The 17,280-nt window shown below is 69.8% G+C and carries 9 protein-coding genes; 6 read left to right on the top strand and 3 right to left on the bottom strand.

Features of this window, described 5'->3' with window-relative positions; genetic code table 11:
- The first annotated feature begins 124 nt into the window (after positions 1 to 124).
- The 4 genes from NL114_RS12985 (at position 125) to NL114_RS12970 (ending at position 12,829) form a co-directional block, all read left to right on the top strand.
- Complete coding sequence (locus NL114_RS12985; protein ID WP_254821345.1) at positions 125 to 8,245, top strand: hypothetical protein; 8,121 nt, start codon at positions 125 to 127, stop codon at positions 8,243 to 8,245.
- 85 nt (positions 8,246 to 8,330) lie between these two features.
- Positions 8,331 to 10,013, top strand: coding sequence for a hypothetical protein (locus tag NL114_RS12980; RefSeq protein WP_254821344.1), 1,683 nt, complete (start codon positions 8,331 to 8,333; stop codon positions 10,011 to 10,013).
- Positions 10,014 to 10,076: 63 nt separating this feature from the next.
- Positions 10,077 to 11,417 (top strand): hydroxymethylglutaryl-CoA synthase, encoded by a 1,341-nt coding sequence (hmgB, locus tag NL114_RS12975; protein ID WP_254821343.1) that lies wholly within the window; start codon positions 10,077 to 10,079, stop codon positions 11,415 to 11,417.
- A gap of 170 nt (positions 11,418 to 11,587) precedes the next feature.
- Positions 11,588 to 12,829: a hypothetical protein gene (locus tag NL114_RS12970; protein WP_254821342.1), complete on the top strand. Its 1,242-nt coding sequence runs from the start codon at positions 11,588 to 11,590 to the stop codon at positions 12,827 to 12,829.
- A 32-nt stretch (positions 12,830 to 12,861) separates the two neighbouring features.
- Here the strand turns inward: NL114_RS12970 and NL114_RS12965 are convergent, their stop codons facing one another.
- Together NL114_RS12965 and NL114_RS12960 are read right to left on the bottom strand one after the other, a co-directional pair.
- The gene (locus tag NL114_RS12965) at positions 12,862 to 13,578 is read right to left on the bottom strand and encodes a helix-turn-helix domain-containing protein (RefSeq protein WP_254821341.1); all 717 of its coding nucleotides are present in this window, start codon (positions 13,576 to 13,578) and stop codon (positions 12,862 to 12,864) included.
- Between the two features lie 180 nt (positions 13,579 to 13,758).
- On the bottom strand, positions 13,759 to 14,883 hold the full coding sequence (locus NL114_RS12960; RefSeq protein ID WP_254821340.1) for a PGF-CTERM-anchored ABC transporter substrate-binding protein: 1,125 nt from the start codon (positions 14,881 to 14,883) through the stop codon (positions 13,759 to 13,761).
- Between the two features lie 60 nt (positions 14,884 to 14,943).
- Here NL114_RS12960 and btuC point away from each other — a divergent pair, with 60 nt between their 5' ends.
- Both btuC and NL114_RS12950 read left to right on the top strand, forming a co-directional pair.
- Positions 14,944 to 16,005 carry a vitamin B12 ABC transporter permease BtuC gene (gene btuC / locus NL114_RS12955; RefSeq protein ID WP_254821339.1) on the top strand — a complete coding sequence of 354 codons (1,062 nt, stop codon included), beginning with the start codon at positions 14,944 to 14,946 and terminating at the stop codon, positions 16,003 to 16,005.
- Positions 16,002 to 16,931: an ABC transporter ATP-binding protein gene (locus NL114_RS12950; RefSeq protein ID WP_254821338.1), complete on the top strand. Its 930-nt coding sequence runs from the start codon at positions 16,002 to 16,004 to the stop codon at positions 16,929 to 16,931. Before btuC ends, NL114_RS12950 begins: the two co-directional genes overlap by 4 nt.
- Positions 16,932 to 16,933: 2 nt before the next feature.
- Here the strand turns inward: NL114_RS12950 and NL114_RS12945 are convergent, their stop codons facing one another.
- The gene (locus NL114_RS12945) at positions 16,934 to 17,209 is read right to left on the bottom strand and encodes a hypothetical protein (RefSeq protein WP_254821337.1); all 276 of its coding nucleotides are present in this window, start codon (positions 17,207 to 17,209) and stop codon (positions 16,934 to 16,936) included.
- Positions 17,210 to 17,280 lie beyond the last annotated feature (71 nt).

Below are 17,280 nucleotides of genomic sequence, written 5' to 3'. Positions count from 1 at the left end.
GGGACCGGCAGGTACGGCGTTTCAGGGCCGAATAGCCGTGGTTCGTGACCCTGGAGTGGCGGGCTTTTGGATGGCACTGTCAGAAGCCCTTTTAGTATTAACGACTACCGTGGTGGTAATCAAGATGTATCTCCGGGGGTTGGGGTTCGAGGAAGAGCGGGCCCAGGTGGCAGCTATCGCGGCAGTGCTCGTCCTGGCACTGGTAGTGGTTTCGCTGGCGGTGACACAGGCCGTCGTCGTGCCACAGCAGAACGAGCGCGCGGAGGTCCAGCACCAGCAGGGGATCGAACAGGACATGCTGGACGTACGCGCTGCGGTGCTGGGGTCGGCCGACACGACTACCGGGCAGACAGCGACCGTCCGTCTGGGAACGACCTACCCCGAGCGGACGGTCCTGCAGAATCCACAGCAGCCACAGGGGTCGCTGCGTATCGACTCACTGGGCGCCGGGTCGCTGTCGAACGCGGTCGCAGCGAACCCCGAGACGACGGATTTCTGGAGCGGGACGGTTCGGAGCGGCTACACGAACAGCCGGGTCCTCTACGATCCGGGCTACAACTACTACGAGGACGCCCCACAGTCGGCCTACGAGAGCTCCGTCCTCTACCGGAGCGGGGACGAGAGTACGACGATGCAGAGCGGCCAGCGGCTGGTCGACGGGAAGCAGCTCTCCCTGGCGTTCGTCGACGGCGAGCGCGACATCAGCCGGACCGGGACGGCCACAATCGAGCCCGAGGCCCTGTCGGCCTCGCAGGTGAACGTGGACCTGCGGAGCCCGAACGCCGAGCCCATGACGGTCCGGATCCCGACACGGATTCCGAAGTCGGCCTGGAGCGACCTGCTCGCGAGCGAACTCGACCCCGCTGGGACCGACCCGGACGCCTACGTCCGGTCGTACAGCTGTACGGCGAGTCTGCCCGACGCCCCCTGTGGGACGCTCACGCTGAAGATGGAGCCAGGCGTGACGTACGACGCCAAACTGTCGAAGGTCGGCCTGACGGGGTCGGTGTCGGAGCCGGCCGCCTACGTGACGGCGCTCCGGAACCCGGACCCCATCGACGAGGGGAAGCAGCGCCAGTTCACCGTCCAGGTGCGTGACCGGTACAACAACCCCGTCAGCGGTGTCGAACTCGACGTCATCCAGCCGTCGGTCGGTCGCGTGGTCGGGCCGGTGAACAGCGTCGGTGAGATCGGCGCCGTCACCGACGAGGACGGTCGCGCGACGTTCACCTACCGGGCGCCGGTCAACGCCCCCGTCGAGGGCGCCACCGCGACGCTCGGCGTGGAGGCTCCGGGCATCCACGGCGACAAGGGACAGGTGACCTACAACATCGGCATCGAGAACACCGCCGAGGCGGTGCGGGACGACCGGATGCCGCCGCTCGTCACAGCCGTCAGCCCGAACGTCAGGGACGACCAGAGCGGGGACTTCGTCCGGGTGACCGTCACCGACGCAGACGGAATCGACACGGCGAACCACACGCTCGAGTTCGTGAACCGGGACGGGAGCGTCCGGAACACGGTCGCACTGGCGGGGAGCCTGGACCGTGCCGGCGTGACCGGCGGTGCCGACGAGATCTACTTCGCCGGTGATGCCAATCAGGTGCTGGTGGACGTCGCCGACGCTCGGGGCGTTCCCCTGTCCAGTCTGACGAGCGTGACGGTCGACGAGGTGACGAGCGGTCCGGTCGATATCTACGTCGTCGGCGAGAACGCGTACGACGACTCGTACGAGGGGGCGGCGGGGCTGGAGGCGTTCGCCGCACGCAACGGCCTCGACGGGAACGACGTGGTCGTGCGGGCCGCGGCGCTGGCTCCGGACGCCGGCGCATCGCTGGTCGACGGGACGGCCCGGAACGAACTCTCGGACGCCGACCCAGGCGACGGTGATGCGTTCACCGACGTGCTGGACGACCAGCGCGGGACGGTGCTGCTCCGGCAGGACTCGACCGTCGTCGACGTGTTCGCCTATCGCTCGGACGGCGGGCGGATTGCGGGCGTGCAGCCGGCCGGTCCGGGCGGGAGCCCCGCCGACGAACACGTCGAACTCCGGTTCGAGCGGCCGGCCGACCTGCTCGACGGGGCGAACCACACGCTGAGCGTCGTCGCCGACGGGCGCCGCGAGACAACCGACCTCGGCCCGGTCGCCGAGCGGGTCGGTACCGACGGGTCGGTCACGGGACCGGTGTACGTCGTCGGGGCGGACGTGAATCGGGCGAGGTTCGCAAGAGAACACGGCGTCTCGACCGACCGCGTCTTCCGCGCCACGACGCTCGCTCCGGCGGGACTCGCAGACGACGAGTTCGTCCCCGGAACCGGCGGGACCGTCCGGCTCCACGACGGACCGCCGGGCGAGGGTGAACTGGTCGACGAGCGGGCGTACGACGGCATCCAGCGGGCCAGTATCGGGCGCGTGGTGCCGCTCGACGCCACTGGGGGCGAGACACCGAGCGTCGCGAGCGACGAGTACGCGCGTCTCGACTTCGGGACAGCGGTGGATACGACGGGCTGGCGGCTGCTCGTCGACGACGGCGCCGGGACGACCGAGCGGCTGGATCTGACGCCGCTGGCGGACACGACCGGCGCCGCGCCCGGTCCGGTGTACCTGCTGGGCCAGGTCGACGTGAACGGTGATGGGACCGTTGACGCCGACGACCGCGCGGCGTTTGCCGCCGCCCGGAACCTCACGGCCGACCGCGTGGTATTCGCGGCGCCGATCGCCGAGGGCGGCCTCGCCGACTCGGACCTGTTCGAAGACGACGGCGCCGCGCTGACGCTGCAGGATGTCTCCGGCGACGCCGTCGACACCTACGCCTACGGTGGCGGCCCGGCAGCGGCCATCGCCGACGTGGTCCCCCGGAACGCGACCGACGCCGGGACCGGGAGCCCGGACCGCGACGAGGTCGTCCGGCTGGACGTCGACCGGGCGTTCGACTCGGCCGGCTGGACGCTGACAGTCGACGGCGCGGGGCGGGTCGGCACGTTCGACCTGGGCGTCCCGACGGCCCGTGACACCATCGCGGCCGGCCAGGACCTCTACGTGGTCGGGCGTTCGGTGGACCGAGCCCGGTTCGCCGCCGACCGCGGCCTCGACCCCTCGCAGGTCGTCGCCGTGGGTGCGGTGGCGGAGTCGGGGATGGCGATGAACGTGCTGCCGGAGGCCGGCGCGACCTTGCGACTGCGCGACGAGCGCGACCGGCTGGTCGACCGGTACGACTACCACAGCCCGCCCGGGGGCGACAGGACGCCCGCGACCGGCGCCGTGCCGACGGTCGACCCGGCCTGGGACGGTGACGGGAGCGACGAGTTCGCCCGGCTGGAGTTCACCGGCCCCGTCGACACGACGACGGGCTGGTCGGTCGTCGTCGATCGGACGACGACCGGGCCCGGGACGGAGTCGGCCACGTACTCGCTGACCAACGACTCCGTCGCGGCGGCCGCGGCGGCGGGCGGGCCGGTCTACCTCGTCGGCGAGGGGACCGACCCGGCAGCGTTCGCCGACGCGCGCGGCGTGGACGAGGACCAGGTGTTCCGGTTCGGCGGCGACGCGGTGCCGAGCACCGACGGGACGCCGACGCCGGACGACGTGCTGTCGGACCTGGGCGGCGAACTCCGGCTGGAGGACGCGAGCGGGACGACGGTCGACCGGGCCGAGTGGACCGGGACGGCCAACGGCCGCATCGACGCGGTGACGCCGGACACGGACGGGGACTACCCCGGTGGTGACGGGGCGACCGCCGCTGACCGGGACGGCCGGCTCCGACTCGACTTCCCCGGCGGTGCGGACACGACCGGCTGGACGGTCGTGGTCGACGGTAACGGGAGCGCCCCAGCGATCCTCGACCTCGGCGCCGCCGACGGGGCGGCACGGGACGGTGCCCCGATATACGTCGTCGGCGAAGGAACCGACCCGACGACATTCGCCAACGAGCAGGGCGTGGACCCGAGCCAGGTACTCCGGGCCGAGAACCTCGCTGACGGGCTGCCCGCGTCGTTCCTCGCGGACGACGGCGGGACCGTGACGCTCCGGGACGCGACGGGTGCGGCCGTCGACACGTACGTCTACGGAAGCGAACTGCGGAGCGGCCGCATCGCGGCCGTCGAGGCTCGCGACGCGACCATCGCGGCCAGTGACGAGTCCAGCGACGAGTACGTACGACTGGACTTCGAGCGGCCCGTGGACACGAGCGGGTACGAGCTGGCCGTCCGTCGGCCCGGAACGGACGGGAAGCGGCTTTTGAACGTCTCGCTGGACGGGGTCGCACAGCCAGTCAGCAGGACGGGCGGCCCGATATATCTGGTCGGCGAGACGGTCGACGTGGACCGGTTCGCGGCCGAGCGCGGCGTGACGACTGACCGAGTCCTCGTCCTCGACGAGTCCACCGGCCAGCCCACCATCGAGGACTCCGACATCCTGGCCGACGGCGGCGCGACGCTGACGCTGCGGGGCGACCTGGACGGCGACGGCACCGCCGAAACGGAACTGGACCGCTACGCCTACGGAACGGAGGCCCCCCGCACGGGCGACTGGGAACACACCTTCACCGGCGGTACCGAGGACACGACGGCGTACCGTGAGCAGGACGACGCGGGCCAGTACATCGACACGGACAGCGCGGACGACTGGTACGACACCGGGACGCTCCCCGGCGAGAGCCCCCAGCCCGCGAGCGAGAACGTGACCGTCGAGGGCGTCACGCCGACCGGCGAGGACATCGACGGTGACGGCGAAATCGAGAAGACGACCGGCGTGAGCGTGGACCTGTCGAGCGGCGATGGGCCGACGGAGATCGTCGGGTTCGAGACGGACACGACGCTCGCGGCGGCGGTCGACCGCGGCGGCGACCGGGAGGTCGACGTGCCGGTCGATGGCGACGGCAGCGGCGACGACGGCTTCGCGGACGCCGAGGCGAACGTCTCGGCCGACGGCACACGATATCGGTTCGCGGACCTCGACGCCCTCCCGGGCTACGACGCCGAGAACGCGACGGTCCCGGGGAACGCGACCTTCGCGTTCGAAGTGGGCGAGTACCGGACCGACGACGGGTCCGTCGCCGACCTGGGAACGCTCGTACCGACGACGGCCGGCGACGCCAACCTGTCAGTGACGCTGCTGTTCGACGACGGCTCGACGGAGACGGTCCACCTGCGCCAGCGCCCGGCCGACATCGCGGTCAACGTGACCGCCGACAAGCCCGCGGTCGGCGACGGGGCGGAGGTCACCTTCAGTACCACGGTCAAGAACCTCGGTCCGGGGCGGGCGACCGGACCGATCCGCGTGAGTGACGGCTACGATCCCCGTCAGTTCGACCCGGTATCGGCGAGCAGTCCCGCGAACGGGCCCACCTACGACCCGGCAAGCGGGACCTGGACGATTCCGGACGGACTCCCGGCCGGCGAGTCGGTCACGCTGAACGTGACGATGCGCGCCAGCGGGAGTACGGGCGAGGCGCTCCCGTACACGGTCGCCCGGACGGAATCGGCGGTCGAGGACCCGGGCGTCGACAACGACGTGGACACGGCGTCGGTGACCATCGGCGGGGCGGACCCGTACCTGGAGATGACCTCGCCCCAGGACCCGAACGGCGACGGCACCGCACGCGTCGACAGCGGCGACACGGTGACGTTCGACCTGACCGTCGGCAACCGCGGGCCGGGCGACATCCCCAGCGGTCTCGTGGTCCGAGACGAGCTGCCGGCCGGGTTCATCCCGCTGTCACACGACGCGAGCGACGGCACGTACGACCCGGCGACGGGGAAGTGGCGGCTCTCTAGCGGCCTCGCGGAGGGCACGAGGGAGACCCTCACCATCCGGGCCATCGCCAGCCCGGTGCCCGGGGCGCTCGACAACACCGCGACCATCGCGGATGTGGGCGCAGCCGGTGACCGGAACACGTCCAACAACGAGGCGACCGTGACGGTCGAGGAACTCGAACGGCCGCCCAGCGACGGTGATGGCGGCGACAGCGGCGACGGCGACGCGGCCGTCTGCTCGGACCCGACGAACCTGGACGGCGACGAGACGGTGCTGCTGTGGTCGACGTTCGAAACCCGCGGTGACGACGACGCTGCACGGCTGGCCAACGCCAGCTGGAGCGCGAGCGGCGACGGCATCGCCGGGGTCAACGACCTCACCAGCGAGACCTGTGGGCAGTCGGCGTACACCGCGGACGGCGAGCAGCGACTCACCAGCCCGGCCGTCGACACGGGTGACTACGACCTCGTCGAGGTGGCCTACTGGGTCCAGAACGGGTCCGACGGATACACCGCAGACCTGCCCAGCGCCGAGAGCCCGAGCGGCGCGCCCGACGCCGCGGCGGAGGACCTCGCGGTCGAGTTCTACGGCGCGGACGGGGAGTGGCACCGCGTCGACTCCATCGAACAGGACGACCCCGCGCTGGCCGACGGCGCGCTCGAACAGCGGGTCTACCTGCCCGGCAGCGTCGCCAGCCACGACGAGTTCCGGCTCCGCTTCCACCAGCTCGACGGCGACGGAACCGACGACTTCTGGCACGTCGACAACGTCCGGGTCGTCGGTGGCCCGGACGACGACGGCGACATCGAACCGGTGGTCAGTTCGGTCGAGGGCGGCGACTCCGGCGACGCGGACGGCGTCTGTGCTGCCATCAGCTTCGACGCCTCGGACCTCGACGACCCGACGGTCATCGACAGTGGCCAGGGAGGGGTGCAGGTGAGCGGCGACGTTCTCGTCGAGGCCGACGTGGAGATCGACGGCAAGGTGCGGACGAACGGCGGCGACATCGTCATCCGGGACGACGCGAGCGTCTCGGGCGACGTCAGAGCCAACAGCGGGAACATCTCCATCGGTGACGGTGTCGACATCGGGGGACAGGTCCAGACCCAGGGCAGTAACGGCGGCAGTATCACCGTCGGAGACGACACGGAGATCAGCGGCTTCGTCACGGCCAACAGCGGCGATATCTGTATCGGAGTCGACGCCGATACCGGACAGGTCCAGACACAGGGCAGTGACGGTGGGAATATCGTCATCGGGGACGGCACCGAGACGGAGGGCTTCGTCAAGGCCAACAGCGGCGACATCTCTGTCGGCAACGACACGAAGGTCAGCGGTCAGGTCCAGACACAGGGGAGCGACGGCGGCGACATCGTCATCGGTGCCAGCGCGGAGGTGTCCGGAAACGTCCAGGCGAACGACGGCAACGTCTCCATCGGCGACGACGCCGACCTCAGCGGGCAGGTCAGCACGCAGGGGGGCGGTGGCGACATCGCCATCGGCGGCGACGGGGAGGTGTCCGGTGACGTCCAGAGCAACAACGGCGACATCTGTCTGGGGACCGGCGTCGAGGTCGCGGGGCAGATACGGACTCAGGGCAGCGACCCCGGGACGGTCACCGAGGGTGGTGACTGCGAGGAGCGGACGCCGCGGGGGACCGACCCGGACGGCGGGGAGGACCAGGGCCAGTCCGGTGACGACGGGTCGGACGCCCAAGCGACTACTGCCACCTTCGGCTACGAGAACAGCTACCCCGGCGCGGTCTACCTGACACCCGGGCCGGAGCTGCCGACGGGCCTGTTCGAGCCCGGGGAGCGCAACGACGTGCGCGTCAACCGGACGAGCGACCCGGTCGGCGAGGAGGGACCCTCGGTTGTCGGGCTCGACAGCGTCGGTTTCGAGGTGCAGGACACGACCCGGTACGGCGCCGGCGACGGTGGCTTGCCGAGCCGGTTCCCCGCCGGCTCCCCGGATAGCGTGCTGAACGTGACCGGGCTCGATGGCCAGCAGCTCGTCACGTGGTATCTCGGCGACGAGGCCGCGACCGCCAGCGGGAGTGGCAGCGACGGCAACGGTGACGATAGCGACGACGAGGACGACGACAGCGACGATGAGGATGACTCACGGAAGGCAATCAGCTTCGTCGCGGCCTGTCCCGCAGACGACGACATCGGGACGCTCGACATCACCGTCACCGAGACGAAGGACGGCGGCGAACCGGTCGCCATCGAGTGGACCAGCGACCACCCGGTCGAGACGGTGGTGCTGAAGGCCGGAACGTCGATGGAGAACTTCGACGCCGACGGCTCGACCAGCGGCACCGCCGCCGTCGGCGAGGGGACGGCAGCCGGGAGCGCGCAGACGCCGTCGTCGCCGTGCCCGGACGGTGACGGGTTGAAGTACGAGTGGAACGAGGACGACGGAAGCTTCGGTTCGGAAGGAGAGGAAGAGGAAGAGGGATATGAGGGCTGGGAAATCAGCGACGACTGAAATCGCCGGTCGCACGACGGTCCCGGGCGGGGACCCAGATATGCCCGCAACTACTTAAGCGAGCGACGGAAAACAGGAGCAAGGAATGGAGTCCGGTGGACAGGAAGCCCGGTGGGACGGTCGGGCGCAGGCGATTCAACTCGGAGCGCTGCTGCTGTTCGCCATCCTCATCATCAACCTCTCGCTGTTCCAGATATTCGTCGTCCCGGACCAGAACGCTGAAATCGAGTTCAAGCACAGCGAGGAGGTCCGCTCGGACATGCTCAACGCCCGGAACGCCGTGCTCGACGCGGCGACCGGCGACCAATCGTTCGTGGAGGTGGACCTGGCACCAGCGTACCCATCGCGGAGCCTGTTCGTGAATCCCGCGGAGCCGTCGGGGACCATCAGGACGACGGAGCCGCACAAAATCACGATAATAAACAACAGTGTCGGGAGTCCTGAGACGATTTCCAACGACGCGTGCCCGGGGACATCGGTTCCAGAGACACGCGCACTGGAGTATCGCGCCGGCTACAACTACTACGGCAGCGACCCGACCTACCGGGTCGAGAACACCGTCCTGTTCCGGGAATTCCCCGGCAAGACGCTGCCGGGGTCGGGCCAGCAGCTCGTCACCGAGAACAGTATCAACCTGCTCCCGTTGCGCAACGAGTTCTCCGAGTCCGGAACCGGGTCCGCGACCGTCGAGCCGGTGCCTGGTGGCGTGCTGTCGACGAACGTGGTCGACCCGGAGATACAGCTCCCGACCGCGTACAGCGAGGACGTGTGGGAGGACAAGGTGCTGGACGGGACCGTCCCGACCGACGACATCGACGTGACCGACGGTACGCTCACGCTCACGCTCTCCGGCAGCTACCAGCTGAACTGCGGGCCCATCGGCCTCAACGATGCGCCGCCGTCCGGCGCGCGGTCGGGGAGCCTGCTCGGGTCGGGGAGCGGGAGCGGCGGGGGCGGCAGCATCAACCCCGCCGGCTTCAGCGAGGTCCGGCTGGTGAGCGTGTCCGATGTGGGCTCCAAAAGCGATGTCCAGGTCACACTGAAGAACACCGACAGCGAGGCGAAATCACTCGCACGGGCCCGTATCCCGTTCTACTACGGGGCTACCGGCGGGAGCAGCACCCGCCCGGACTACGCCGACCTGAACGGGGACGATACCGACCGGCTCGGCATCCGCGACCGGATCGAAACCGTCGACCAGAACATCGAAATCGGTGCGGACGGGGGAACGGAGACGCTGACCTTCGAGTTCAACGAGAACATCAAGGACGACTTCTTCGTCTTCAAGGCCGTCTACAGCGACGGGACGAGGGCCACGTACTACATCGACGCGCCGAAGAGTAGCGGTGGGGACAGCGGGAGTGGAAGCGGTAGCGGCAGCGGTTTCAACAGCAGCAATGCTGGGGATGTGCAGCACACGGCCACCACGCAGACGTTCAGTTTCACTCCCGACTCGAAAATTGACAACAAGGAGACGGTTACTATCAATCTGGATAACGCACAGGGCGTGACCGATGGGGACCCGGACCCTGTGGATTACACGGGCGCAACCGTGAGTTCGCCTTCCGATAAGACAACGCTAACCGCCACTTCTGACTCGGCCAGCATCACATACGAAGTCAGCGGGAACGTCCAGGCTGGGGATACCGTGACTATCGAACTGTCGGGCGTAGACACACAGAACACCCCGACCAGTAGCCCCATCTCGGTTTCGTTCACCCGGAGCGACACGGGGGAGAGCACCTCGGACTCGTTCAGCGTGACGTGAACATTCGACATCTGACGTAACCCCTGTCGACAGACCCATAAGGCACCCACCGAACCCAGAATCATGAGCGAGAAAGCCGTCGGTATCGATGCAGTCGAAATCCACACAGGCAAACTCAGACTCGACCTCGCGGAGACGTACGCGCCCGCGAAGGACGACGACCCCGGGAAGTACACGAAGGGGCTCGGCCTGTTCGCCTCCTCGTTCCCGGACGTGTACGAGGACATCGTAACGATGGGCGCGAACGCGGCCCACCGGCTGATGGAACGGCGCGGGCTCACCCCCGCGGACATCGGCCGCATCGACGTCGCCACCGAATCGTCGTTCGACAACTCGAAGCCGGTCTCGACGTACATCGCGGGCTGTCTGGAGCAGGTGTACGACGAGGACTTCCACCACGCCAACAAGGGCGAACGGAAGTTCGCCTGCATCTCGGGCACGCAGTCGCTGGACGACGCGTACAACTGGATCCGCGCGGGGCGGAATCGTGGCCGGGCGGCGCTGGTCATCGCGACGGACACGGCGCTGTACGCCCGTGGCGACCCGGGCGAGGCGACGCAGGGCGCCGGTGCCGTGGCGATGCTCATCTCCGAGGACCCGGACCTCGTCGAGCTGTCCACCCACCAGGGGTACGGGAGCGCCGACGAGACGGACTTCCTGAAGCCCAACCAGCAGTTCCCGAGCGTCGACGGAAAACGGTCGGTGCAGGTGTATCTCGCACGGATGCGGGAGGCGCTGATGGACTACGAGTCCGTCGCGGGGGACACCCACCCCGACGACTTCGCGCTGGTGCCGTTCCACACCCCGTTCCCGGGGATGGTCCGGAAGGCCGCGCTGCTCGGGTTCCGGCACGTCGCCCGGGACACGGAGTACGAGGACCAGCTCGCCGAGGAGCTCGGTCGCCAGCCCCGGCAGGCGGAGTACGACGACATCGAGGCGTTCCAGGATGCGCTCAAGGACTACACGGACGCACTCGCCGAGACGGAGGTGTACCAGGACTGGTACGCCGAGACCGTCGAGCCGACGCTGGAGCTGTCGCGGTACGTCGGGAACTGGTACACCGGCAGTGTCCACGTGGCGCGGGCATCGGGGCTGCTGGAGGCCGCCGAGGCCGGCAAGGACCTGACGGGCGAACGTCTCCTCGTCGGCTCCTACGGGAGCGGCGCACAGGCCGAGATCCACCACGAGGTGGTCCAGCCCGGCTGGGAGGAGAACATCCGTGCGCTCGGCGTCAAGGACCAGCTCCGCGACCGGTACGAGCTGACCTTCGATGAGTACGAGCGCATCCACGACGCGCACAACCACGAGAAGGAGACCGACGTCGACGCGCTGACGACGCCCGAGGCGGAGTTCGTCTTCGACGGCTGGGGCCGGATGGGCGAGCGCAAATACCGGTACGTCTAATCGCGAGCGAGCACGGAGTCGTCAGCTGACGACAGGTTTCTCAGAGTTCGTAACCGCACGCGGCTATTCAAGCCCCGACAGCCACACGTACGGACGTGCGAGGGGACCGGCGAACGGACGGGTGGGGTGGGCGGTACGCGAGGGCCGCGAGCGGCGCAGCCGTAGCCAGTGTGGGACTCGTCACCGCAACGGGGCACGCCGCAGCCCACGACTGGGCCACCCGGAACCGAACCGAGGCCGCGGAGGTGCTGGCGGGCGCACGGGTGAACGAGAGCGCGGTTCTGTCCGCTCGCGAGGGCGGCCGCGTGGCCGCGGCCACGAACGATGCGGGCCTCCTGCCGGGTGTGAGCGGGCCGGTGGAGTGGGCACTGTTCGCGTTCGTCGGCCTGCTCGCCGCCGTCCTCGCGTTCGGCCTGCTGGTCGTCGTCGCGAAGCTGACGTACGGACTCGTGACCGGCACCGCGGGCTGGCTCTCGCGGGCCGCGACCGTCCTCCCGCTCTCGGAGGGGCAGGTCCGGGTCGCGGTCGTGGCGATGCTGGCGATGGGCGCGGTCATGTTCGTCGGCGTGGAGGTGCAGAACAACACCACGTCACTGTGGGAGAGCGAGGAGGGGCCGGCCGGTCAGGCGAACGACCTCAAGGAGCAGGGACTCGACGGGGACGTGATCCAGAGCCTGGAGGCGGATGGGATCATCCGAGGGGAGACGTACAGCGGCCCGGCATACGAGCGGCCGACGCCCGACACGGACGGGGACCGGCTGAAGGACTCGTGGGAGGAGCGCGGTGTCACCCCGTCCGGCGTCCCGCTGCCCGGCGCCGATCCGGACCGCAAGGACATCTACGTCGTCGTGACCTACGGCGCCAACGTCTCCGCCTACACGGAGGCCGAGAAGCGGGCGCTCCGGGAGTCCTGGGCCCGGATGCCGGTCGACAACCCGGACGGAACGGAGGGCATCACCCTCCATCTCGTCGAAGGCGAGCGGCTCGGGACGACACCGACCTTCGACTCCGGACGGTTCGGGGCGGTCTACCGCGAGCAGCTCGACGGCCCCCGCTGTGGCGTCTACCATCAGGTCGCCGTCGGCCACGTCGGCCTGGGGAACACCATCGGTATCGGCGACGTGCCGGGCTACGCGACGGTGGTCGAGGGGAGCCGGGTCCGGTTCAACGGGAGCGAGACGACCCGGCGGGTCCACGTCACGAACCACGAGCTCCTGCACAACGTCGTCGGCGTCCTCCCGAACGGCGGGACACACACCACGGAGGGATGGCTGGTGCCGGCAGTCCAGCCGGACGAGGACAGCCTCTCACCGGCCGCGGAGTCGGTCCTCGACGAGGGGCTCACCGGCTCGGGCTACTACCAGAACCAGGTCTGCGCCGAGGAGACGCCGACGGGGACTGCAGCCGGCTGAGGGCAGGTGTGGGCAGGATGAGGCGAGTCTACCTACGCCACCTCCCGCAGCCCGCCGAGCAGGTCCTCCAGCGGACCGTCCGCGACGGCCAGCGAGAACCCGTCCACGCGGGCGAGTTCCGGGGCGTGCTCCCAGCACTCCTCGGGCGTGATGCCGTGCAGGACCACCGCCGACGGCGTCGGCGTCACCACGCGCAGCGCGACGAGCGGCGACTCCCCGCGCGTGACCTCCGTGAACACCAGGACGCGGTTGGTCGACTGCCCGTACAGCCGGTAGAACTCCTCACTGGAGAGTCGGGTGATGGCCTGGATGGAATTGATGACGGTGTGGCCCGCGACGGTCGTGTCGTCGCCGGGCGCGAGTTCCGTCGCGCCCACGGCCTCGTACACCCGCGAGATGGGGACCCGAGCGGGGTACTCGCGCAGGTCGTGGACGATGTCGCGGTCGAAGCCTGCCTCCACGACGCGGGCGTGCTGGCGCACGCGCCCGCCACCGCGTGCCTCGTCGATAGCGAGCAGGGCCTCGACGACTCGCCGGACGATGCCGATACCCGGCGAGTCGCGGCGGCCGCCCTCGTAGTCCGAGACCACCGAAGGGGAGACACCGAGCTCGTCGGCGAGTTCGGTGCCGCTCACGTCGAACTCGGTGCGCCACTTGCGCATCGTCGCGCCGGGGTCGTCGCTGAGCGTTATCTCGCCGGCCATCCGCTCGGCGAGACGGCGGCGGGCGTCCGTGTCGTGGTCGGGCATCGGTTACTGGCTGTTCCACCCGCAAGGTGTTGAACCAGTCGGTCGCCGTGAGTGGCCCTGGCGAAGTTATTGCCCCATCTTTCTCAATATCCCCGGGATAGATTTTTAATCCCGAAGGCAACAGTACGATTTCTGTACTACGTACGATATTCGAGAATCGGAGCCGCGCCGGGGCGCGCGTTACCGTTCGCGCCGCGCGAGCGCCAGTACGCCCAGAACGGCCGCGACGAGGGCCGTCACGGCACCGAAGCCGGGCTGGCCGCCCGTCTCCGTGCCGGGGGCGGGCGTCTCCGCGCCCCCGGCACCGCCGTCGCCAGCGTCACCGGTCATCGTCTTCGCGGTCGCCGTGTCCGTTGGCACCTGCCGCGTGTTCTGGAACGCCTCGGACATGTTCTGCATCGGCTGGACCACGCGCGGCCCCGGCTGGCTGATGAGGTTGTTGTCCACCGTCAGCGTCTGGTTCAGCCGGTAGGCCGTGGTCGAGTCCCAGGGGGCGCCCGAGGGCAGCGGCGAGCCGGCCGGCCGGACGACCCACTGCGGGTTCCGGTCCGCGACGATCTCGTCGTTCAGCGGCTTGTACCCCGACACACCGGCGTTCGCGGCGATGTTGTCGCCGCCGGCCGTCTCGATGGCCTCGTGGATGAACGTCCCCTCACCGGTGGTGAAGTTGTAGAAGAAGTAGGCCACGCGGGGGCGCTGCTCGGGTGCGTTCGCGCGGATATCCTCCAGCGAGGCATTGAAATCGCTGTTGACGGTCGCCGCGCGGTCACAGGCGCCCGTGAAGCGGCCGAACAGCGACACCTTCGTCGTGATGGACGCGAGCGACTTGCCGAAATCGACCTTGTAGACGGTGAGGCCGGCGCTCCGGAGCTGCGAGACCGTCCCGTTCGGGACGATGTTCGGTGCGAGCACGAGGTCCGGCTGCAGGCCGACCACCCGCTCCTGGTTGACGGTGCCGTCCTGGTTGGTCACGTCGGTCCGGTTCTGCGAGCCTTCGAGGTAGGCCGTGGTGGGCCCCGTCGGCAGGCCGACCACGCTGGACTCCTCGTTCAGCTCCCACATCGTCTGTGCGGCGCTGGGAGCCAGCACGACCACCCGCTCGGGGTCCTCGGAGACGGTGACGTTCGTCCCGGTCGCGTCGACCCGCGAGACGGGGAACGAACAGTCCCGCTGGGTGGCCGCACCCGCGCTGTCCGACACCGATGCGTGCGTCCCGGTCGGGCCGGTGGCCGATGCCGCCAGCGCCCCGCCGGGCGCGACGGTCATCAGTAGTACGGCCACGACCAGCGTCGTGAGTGTGCGCATGCAGGGCGGAGTCGACTATGCAACAAGTACTTACCTATCCCAATCTCGTTTGCGCACGAGATGTACGAGCGGCAGCGCACGGTCGCGTGGTCGGCAGGGCTGGTGGCCGCACTGGCGCTCGTGACCGTCTACAGCGCCACCATCGGCCCCGTCGCCATCCCCCCGGTGGCGGTGGCGAAGGCCATCCTCAACGACATCGCGCTGCCCACGCTGGCCGCCGGGGCCGGACTGGTGCAGTGGGTCCACCCGTTCACCTTCCCGGTCGATCAGTCGCACGCGGTCATCGTGACGAAGCTCCGGCTGCCGCGGATCGCGCTGGGTGCGGCCGTCGGCTTCGCGCTCGCGACGGCGGGAACCGTGATGCAGGGGTTCTTCCGCAACCCGATGGCCGACCCCTCGATCATCGGCGTCTCGACGGGCGCCGCCGTCGGTGCCGTCGCCGCCATCGTCTTCCAGCCGGCCATCCCCCTGCTGCCGGACCTGCAGGCGATGGCGTTCGGGATGGCACTGCTCGCGGGCTTCACGGTCTACCTCGTCGCCCGCGAGGGCGGCCGGACGCCGGTCGCGACACTGCTGCTGGCGGGGGTCGCGGTCCAGACGTTCCTCGGCGCGGTCGTCTCCTACACGCTGCTGTTCGCCGGCGACTCCCTCGAACGGGCGGTCTACTGGCTGATGGGCCACCTCCACGCGGCCAACTGGGGGAAGGTCGGCGCCATCTGGCCGGTCGCCGTGCTGGGCTTCCTCGTCACGCTCGCGTACGCCCGCGACCTGAACGTCCTCCTCGTCGGTGAGGACGACGCGCATACGATGGGCGTCGAGGTCGAGCGTACGAAGCGGGTGCTGCTGGCCGTCGCGAGCATCCTGACGGCTGCCGCGGTCGCCGTGGCCGGCGTCATCGGCTTCGTCGGCCTCGTCGTCCCGCACGTGATGCGCCTCCTCGTCGGCCCGGACCACCGCATCCTCCTCCCGACCTCGGCGCTCGCCGGCGCGGGCTTCCTCGTCGCCACCGACACCCTCGCGCGGGCCGGCCCCGCGGAGGTACCGGTCGGCATCGTCACGGCGGCGCTCGGCGCCCCCTTCTTCCTCTACCTGCTGCGCAACCGCGAGGTGCATTCGCTGTGAGCGAGGATCGACCCGACACGGAAGGCGACGTGGCCGGCAGTGAGGATGCACCCGCACTCGAACTGGATGACGTGAGCGTCCGGTACGGCGACCGGACCGTCCTCGACGGGGTCTCGCTCTCGGTCCGGCCCGGAGAGTTCCTCGCGCTCGTCGGCCCGAACGGCGCCGGCAAGACCTCTCTCCTGCGGACCGTCAACGGACTCGTCACACCCGACTCGGGGACGGTCCGCATCGCCGGAACGGACGCCACGACCCTCTCGGTGCGCGAACGCGCGCGCCGGGTCGCGACCGTCCCACAGGAGACGAGTGTCGGCTTCGACTTCCCCGTCCGCGACCTCGTGGCGATGGGCCGGACGGCCCACCGTTCGCGGTTCTCGCGGGGGGGCGAGAGCGACCGGGCGGTCGTTCAGCGCGCGCTCGACCGGACCGACACCGCCGGCTTCGCGGACCGCCCCGTCGGGTCACTGAGCGGCGGCGAGCGCCAGCGAGTCGTCCTCGCACGGGCACTCGCACAGGCCGCACCGCTGCTCCTGCTCGACGAACCGACCGCCAGCCTCGATATCAACCACCAGGTCCGTGTCCTCGGGCTGGTGAGCGACCTCGTCCACGCACCCGCCGACGGCTCGACGACCGGGGACGGCGCGGCCGACACGCCTGCCGAGCGAACCGCCGTCGCCGCCATCCACGACCTCGACCTCGCCGCCAGGTTCTGCGACCGTGTCGCGTTGCTCGCCGACGGCGGTATCCAGGCGGTCGGTCAGCCGGCTGCGGTGCTCGACGCCGAGCGACTGCGGGCCGCGTACGACATCGAGACGGTCGTCACGGAGAACGCCGCGACCGGGACGCCGACCGTGACGGCGCTGACGGACGCCGCCACGAACGGGGTCGAGCCGTCGCGGACGCCGCTGGAAGCCGACGACGACTAGGGCTACCGGCGCCGGTAGAGGACATCGGCGAGGGCGGCCCCGACCATCATCGGCAGGAAGAGCGACAGCCCGACCACGAGTACGAGGGTCGCCCACCGTGCCCCGCCGGGCGGCCAGAGCTGGGGCCACAGGTCGGCCAGCGCCCCCCGGAACCAGACGACCGCCAGCACGAGGAAGAGGAACCCCGTCGCCAGGCGGACCAACCGACGGCGCGACTCGTCCCCGGTGGCCTCGTCGTCCAGAACGCCGAGCGGGTCCTCCGGGTCGGGTGCCGTCACGTGATTCCCTTCGAACGGGAGGCGTTAACGACTTTCGACGCGGCCGGGACAGCGTTATCAACTCGGGGGGC

The sequence above is a fragment of the Haloglomus halophilum genome (genome assembly GCF_024298885.1).
Taxonomy (GTDB): Archaea; Halobacteriota; Halobacteria; order Halobacteriales; family Haloarculaceae; genus Haloglomus; species Haloglomus halophilum.
Note: the sequence above shows the minus strand (reverse complement) of the source record. Positions and strands in the feature narration are given on the sequence as shown.

Excerpts from the sequence above, each read along its gene's own strand:
- hmgB (WP_254821343.1), top strand. The coding sequence starts at position 10,077 with ATGAGCGAGAAAGCCGTCGGTATCGATGCAGTCGAAATCCACACAGGC.
- NL114_RS12985 (WP_254821345.1), top strand. The coding sequence starts at position 125 with ATGTATCTCCGGGGGTTGGGGTTCGAGGAAGAGCGGGCCCAGGTGGCA.
- NL114_RS12965 (WP_254821341.1), bottom strand. The coding sequence starts at position 13,578 with ATGCCCGACCACGACACGGACGCCCGCCGCCGTCTCGCCGAGCGGATG.
- NL114_RS12980 (WP_254821344.1), top strand. The coding sequence starts at position 8,331 with ATGGAGTCCGGTGGACAGGAAGCCCGGTGGGACGGTCGGGCGCAGGCG.
- NL114_RS12960 (WP_254821340.1), bottom strand. The coding sequence starts at position 14,883 with ATGCGCACACTCACGACGCTGGTCGTGGCCGTACTACTGATGACCGTC.
- btuC (WP_254821339.1), top strand. The coding sequence starts at position 14,944 with ATGTACGAGCGGCAGCGCACGGTCGCGTGGTCGGCAGGGCTGGTGGCC.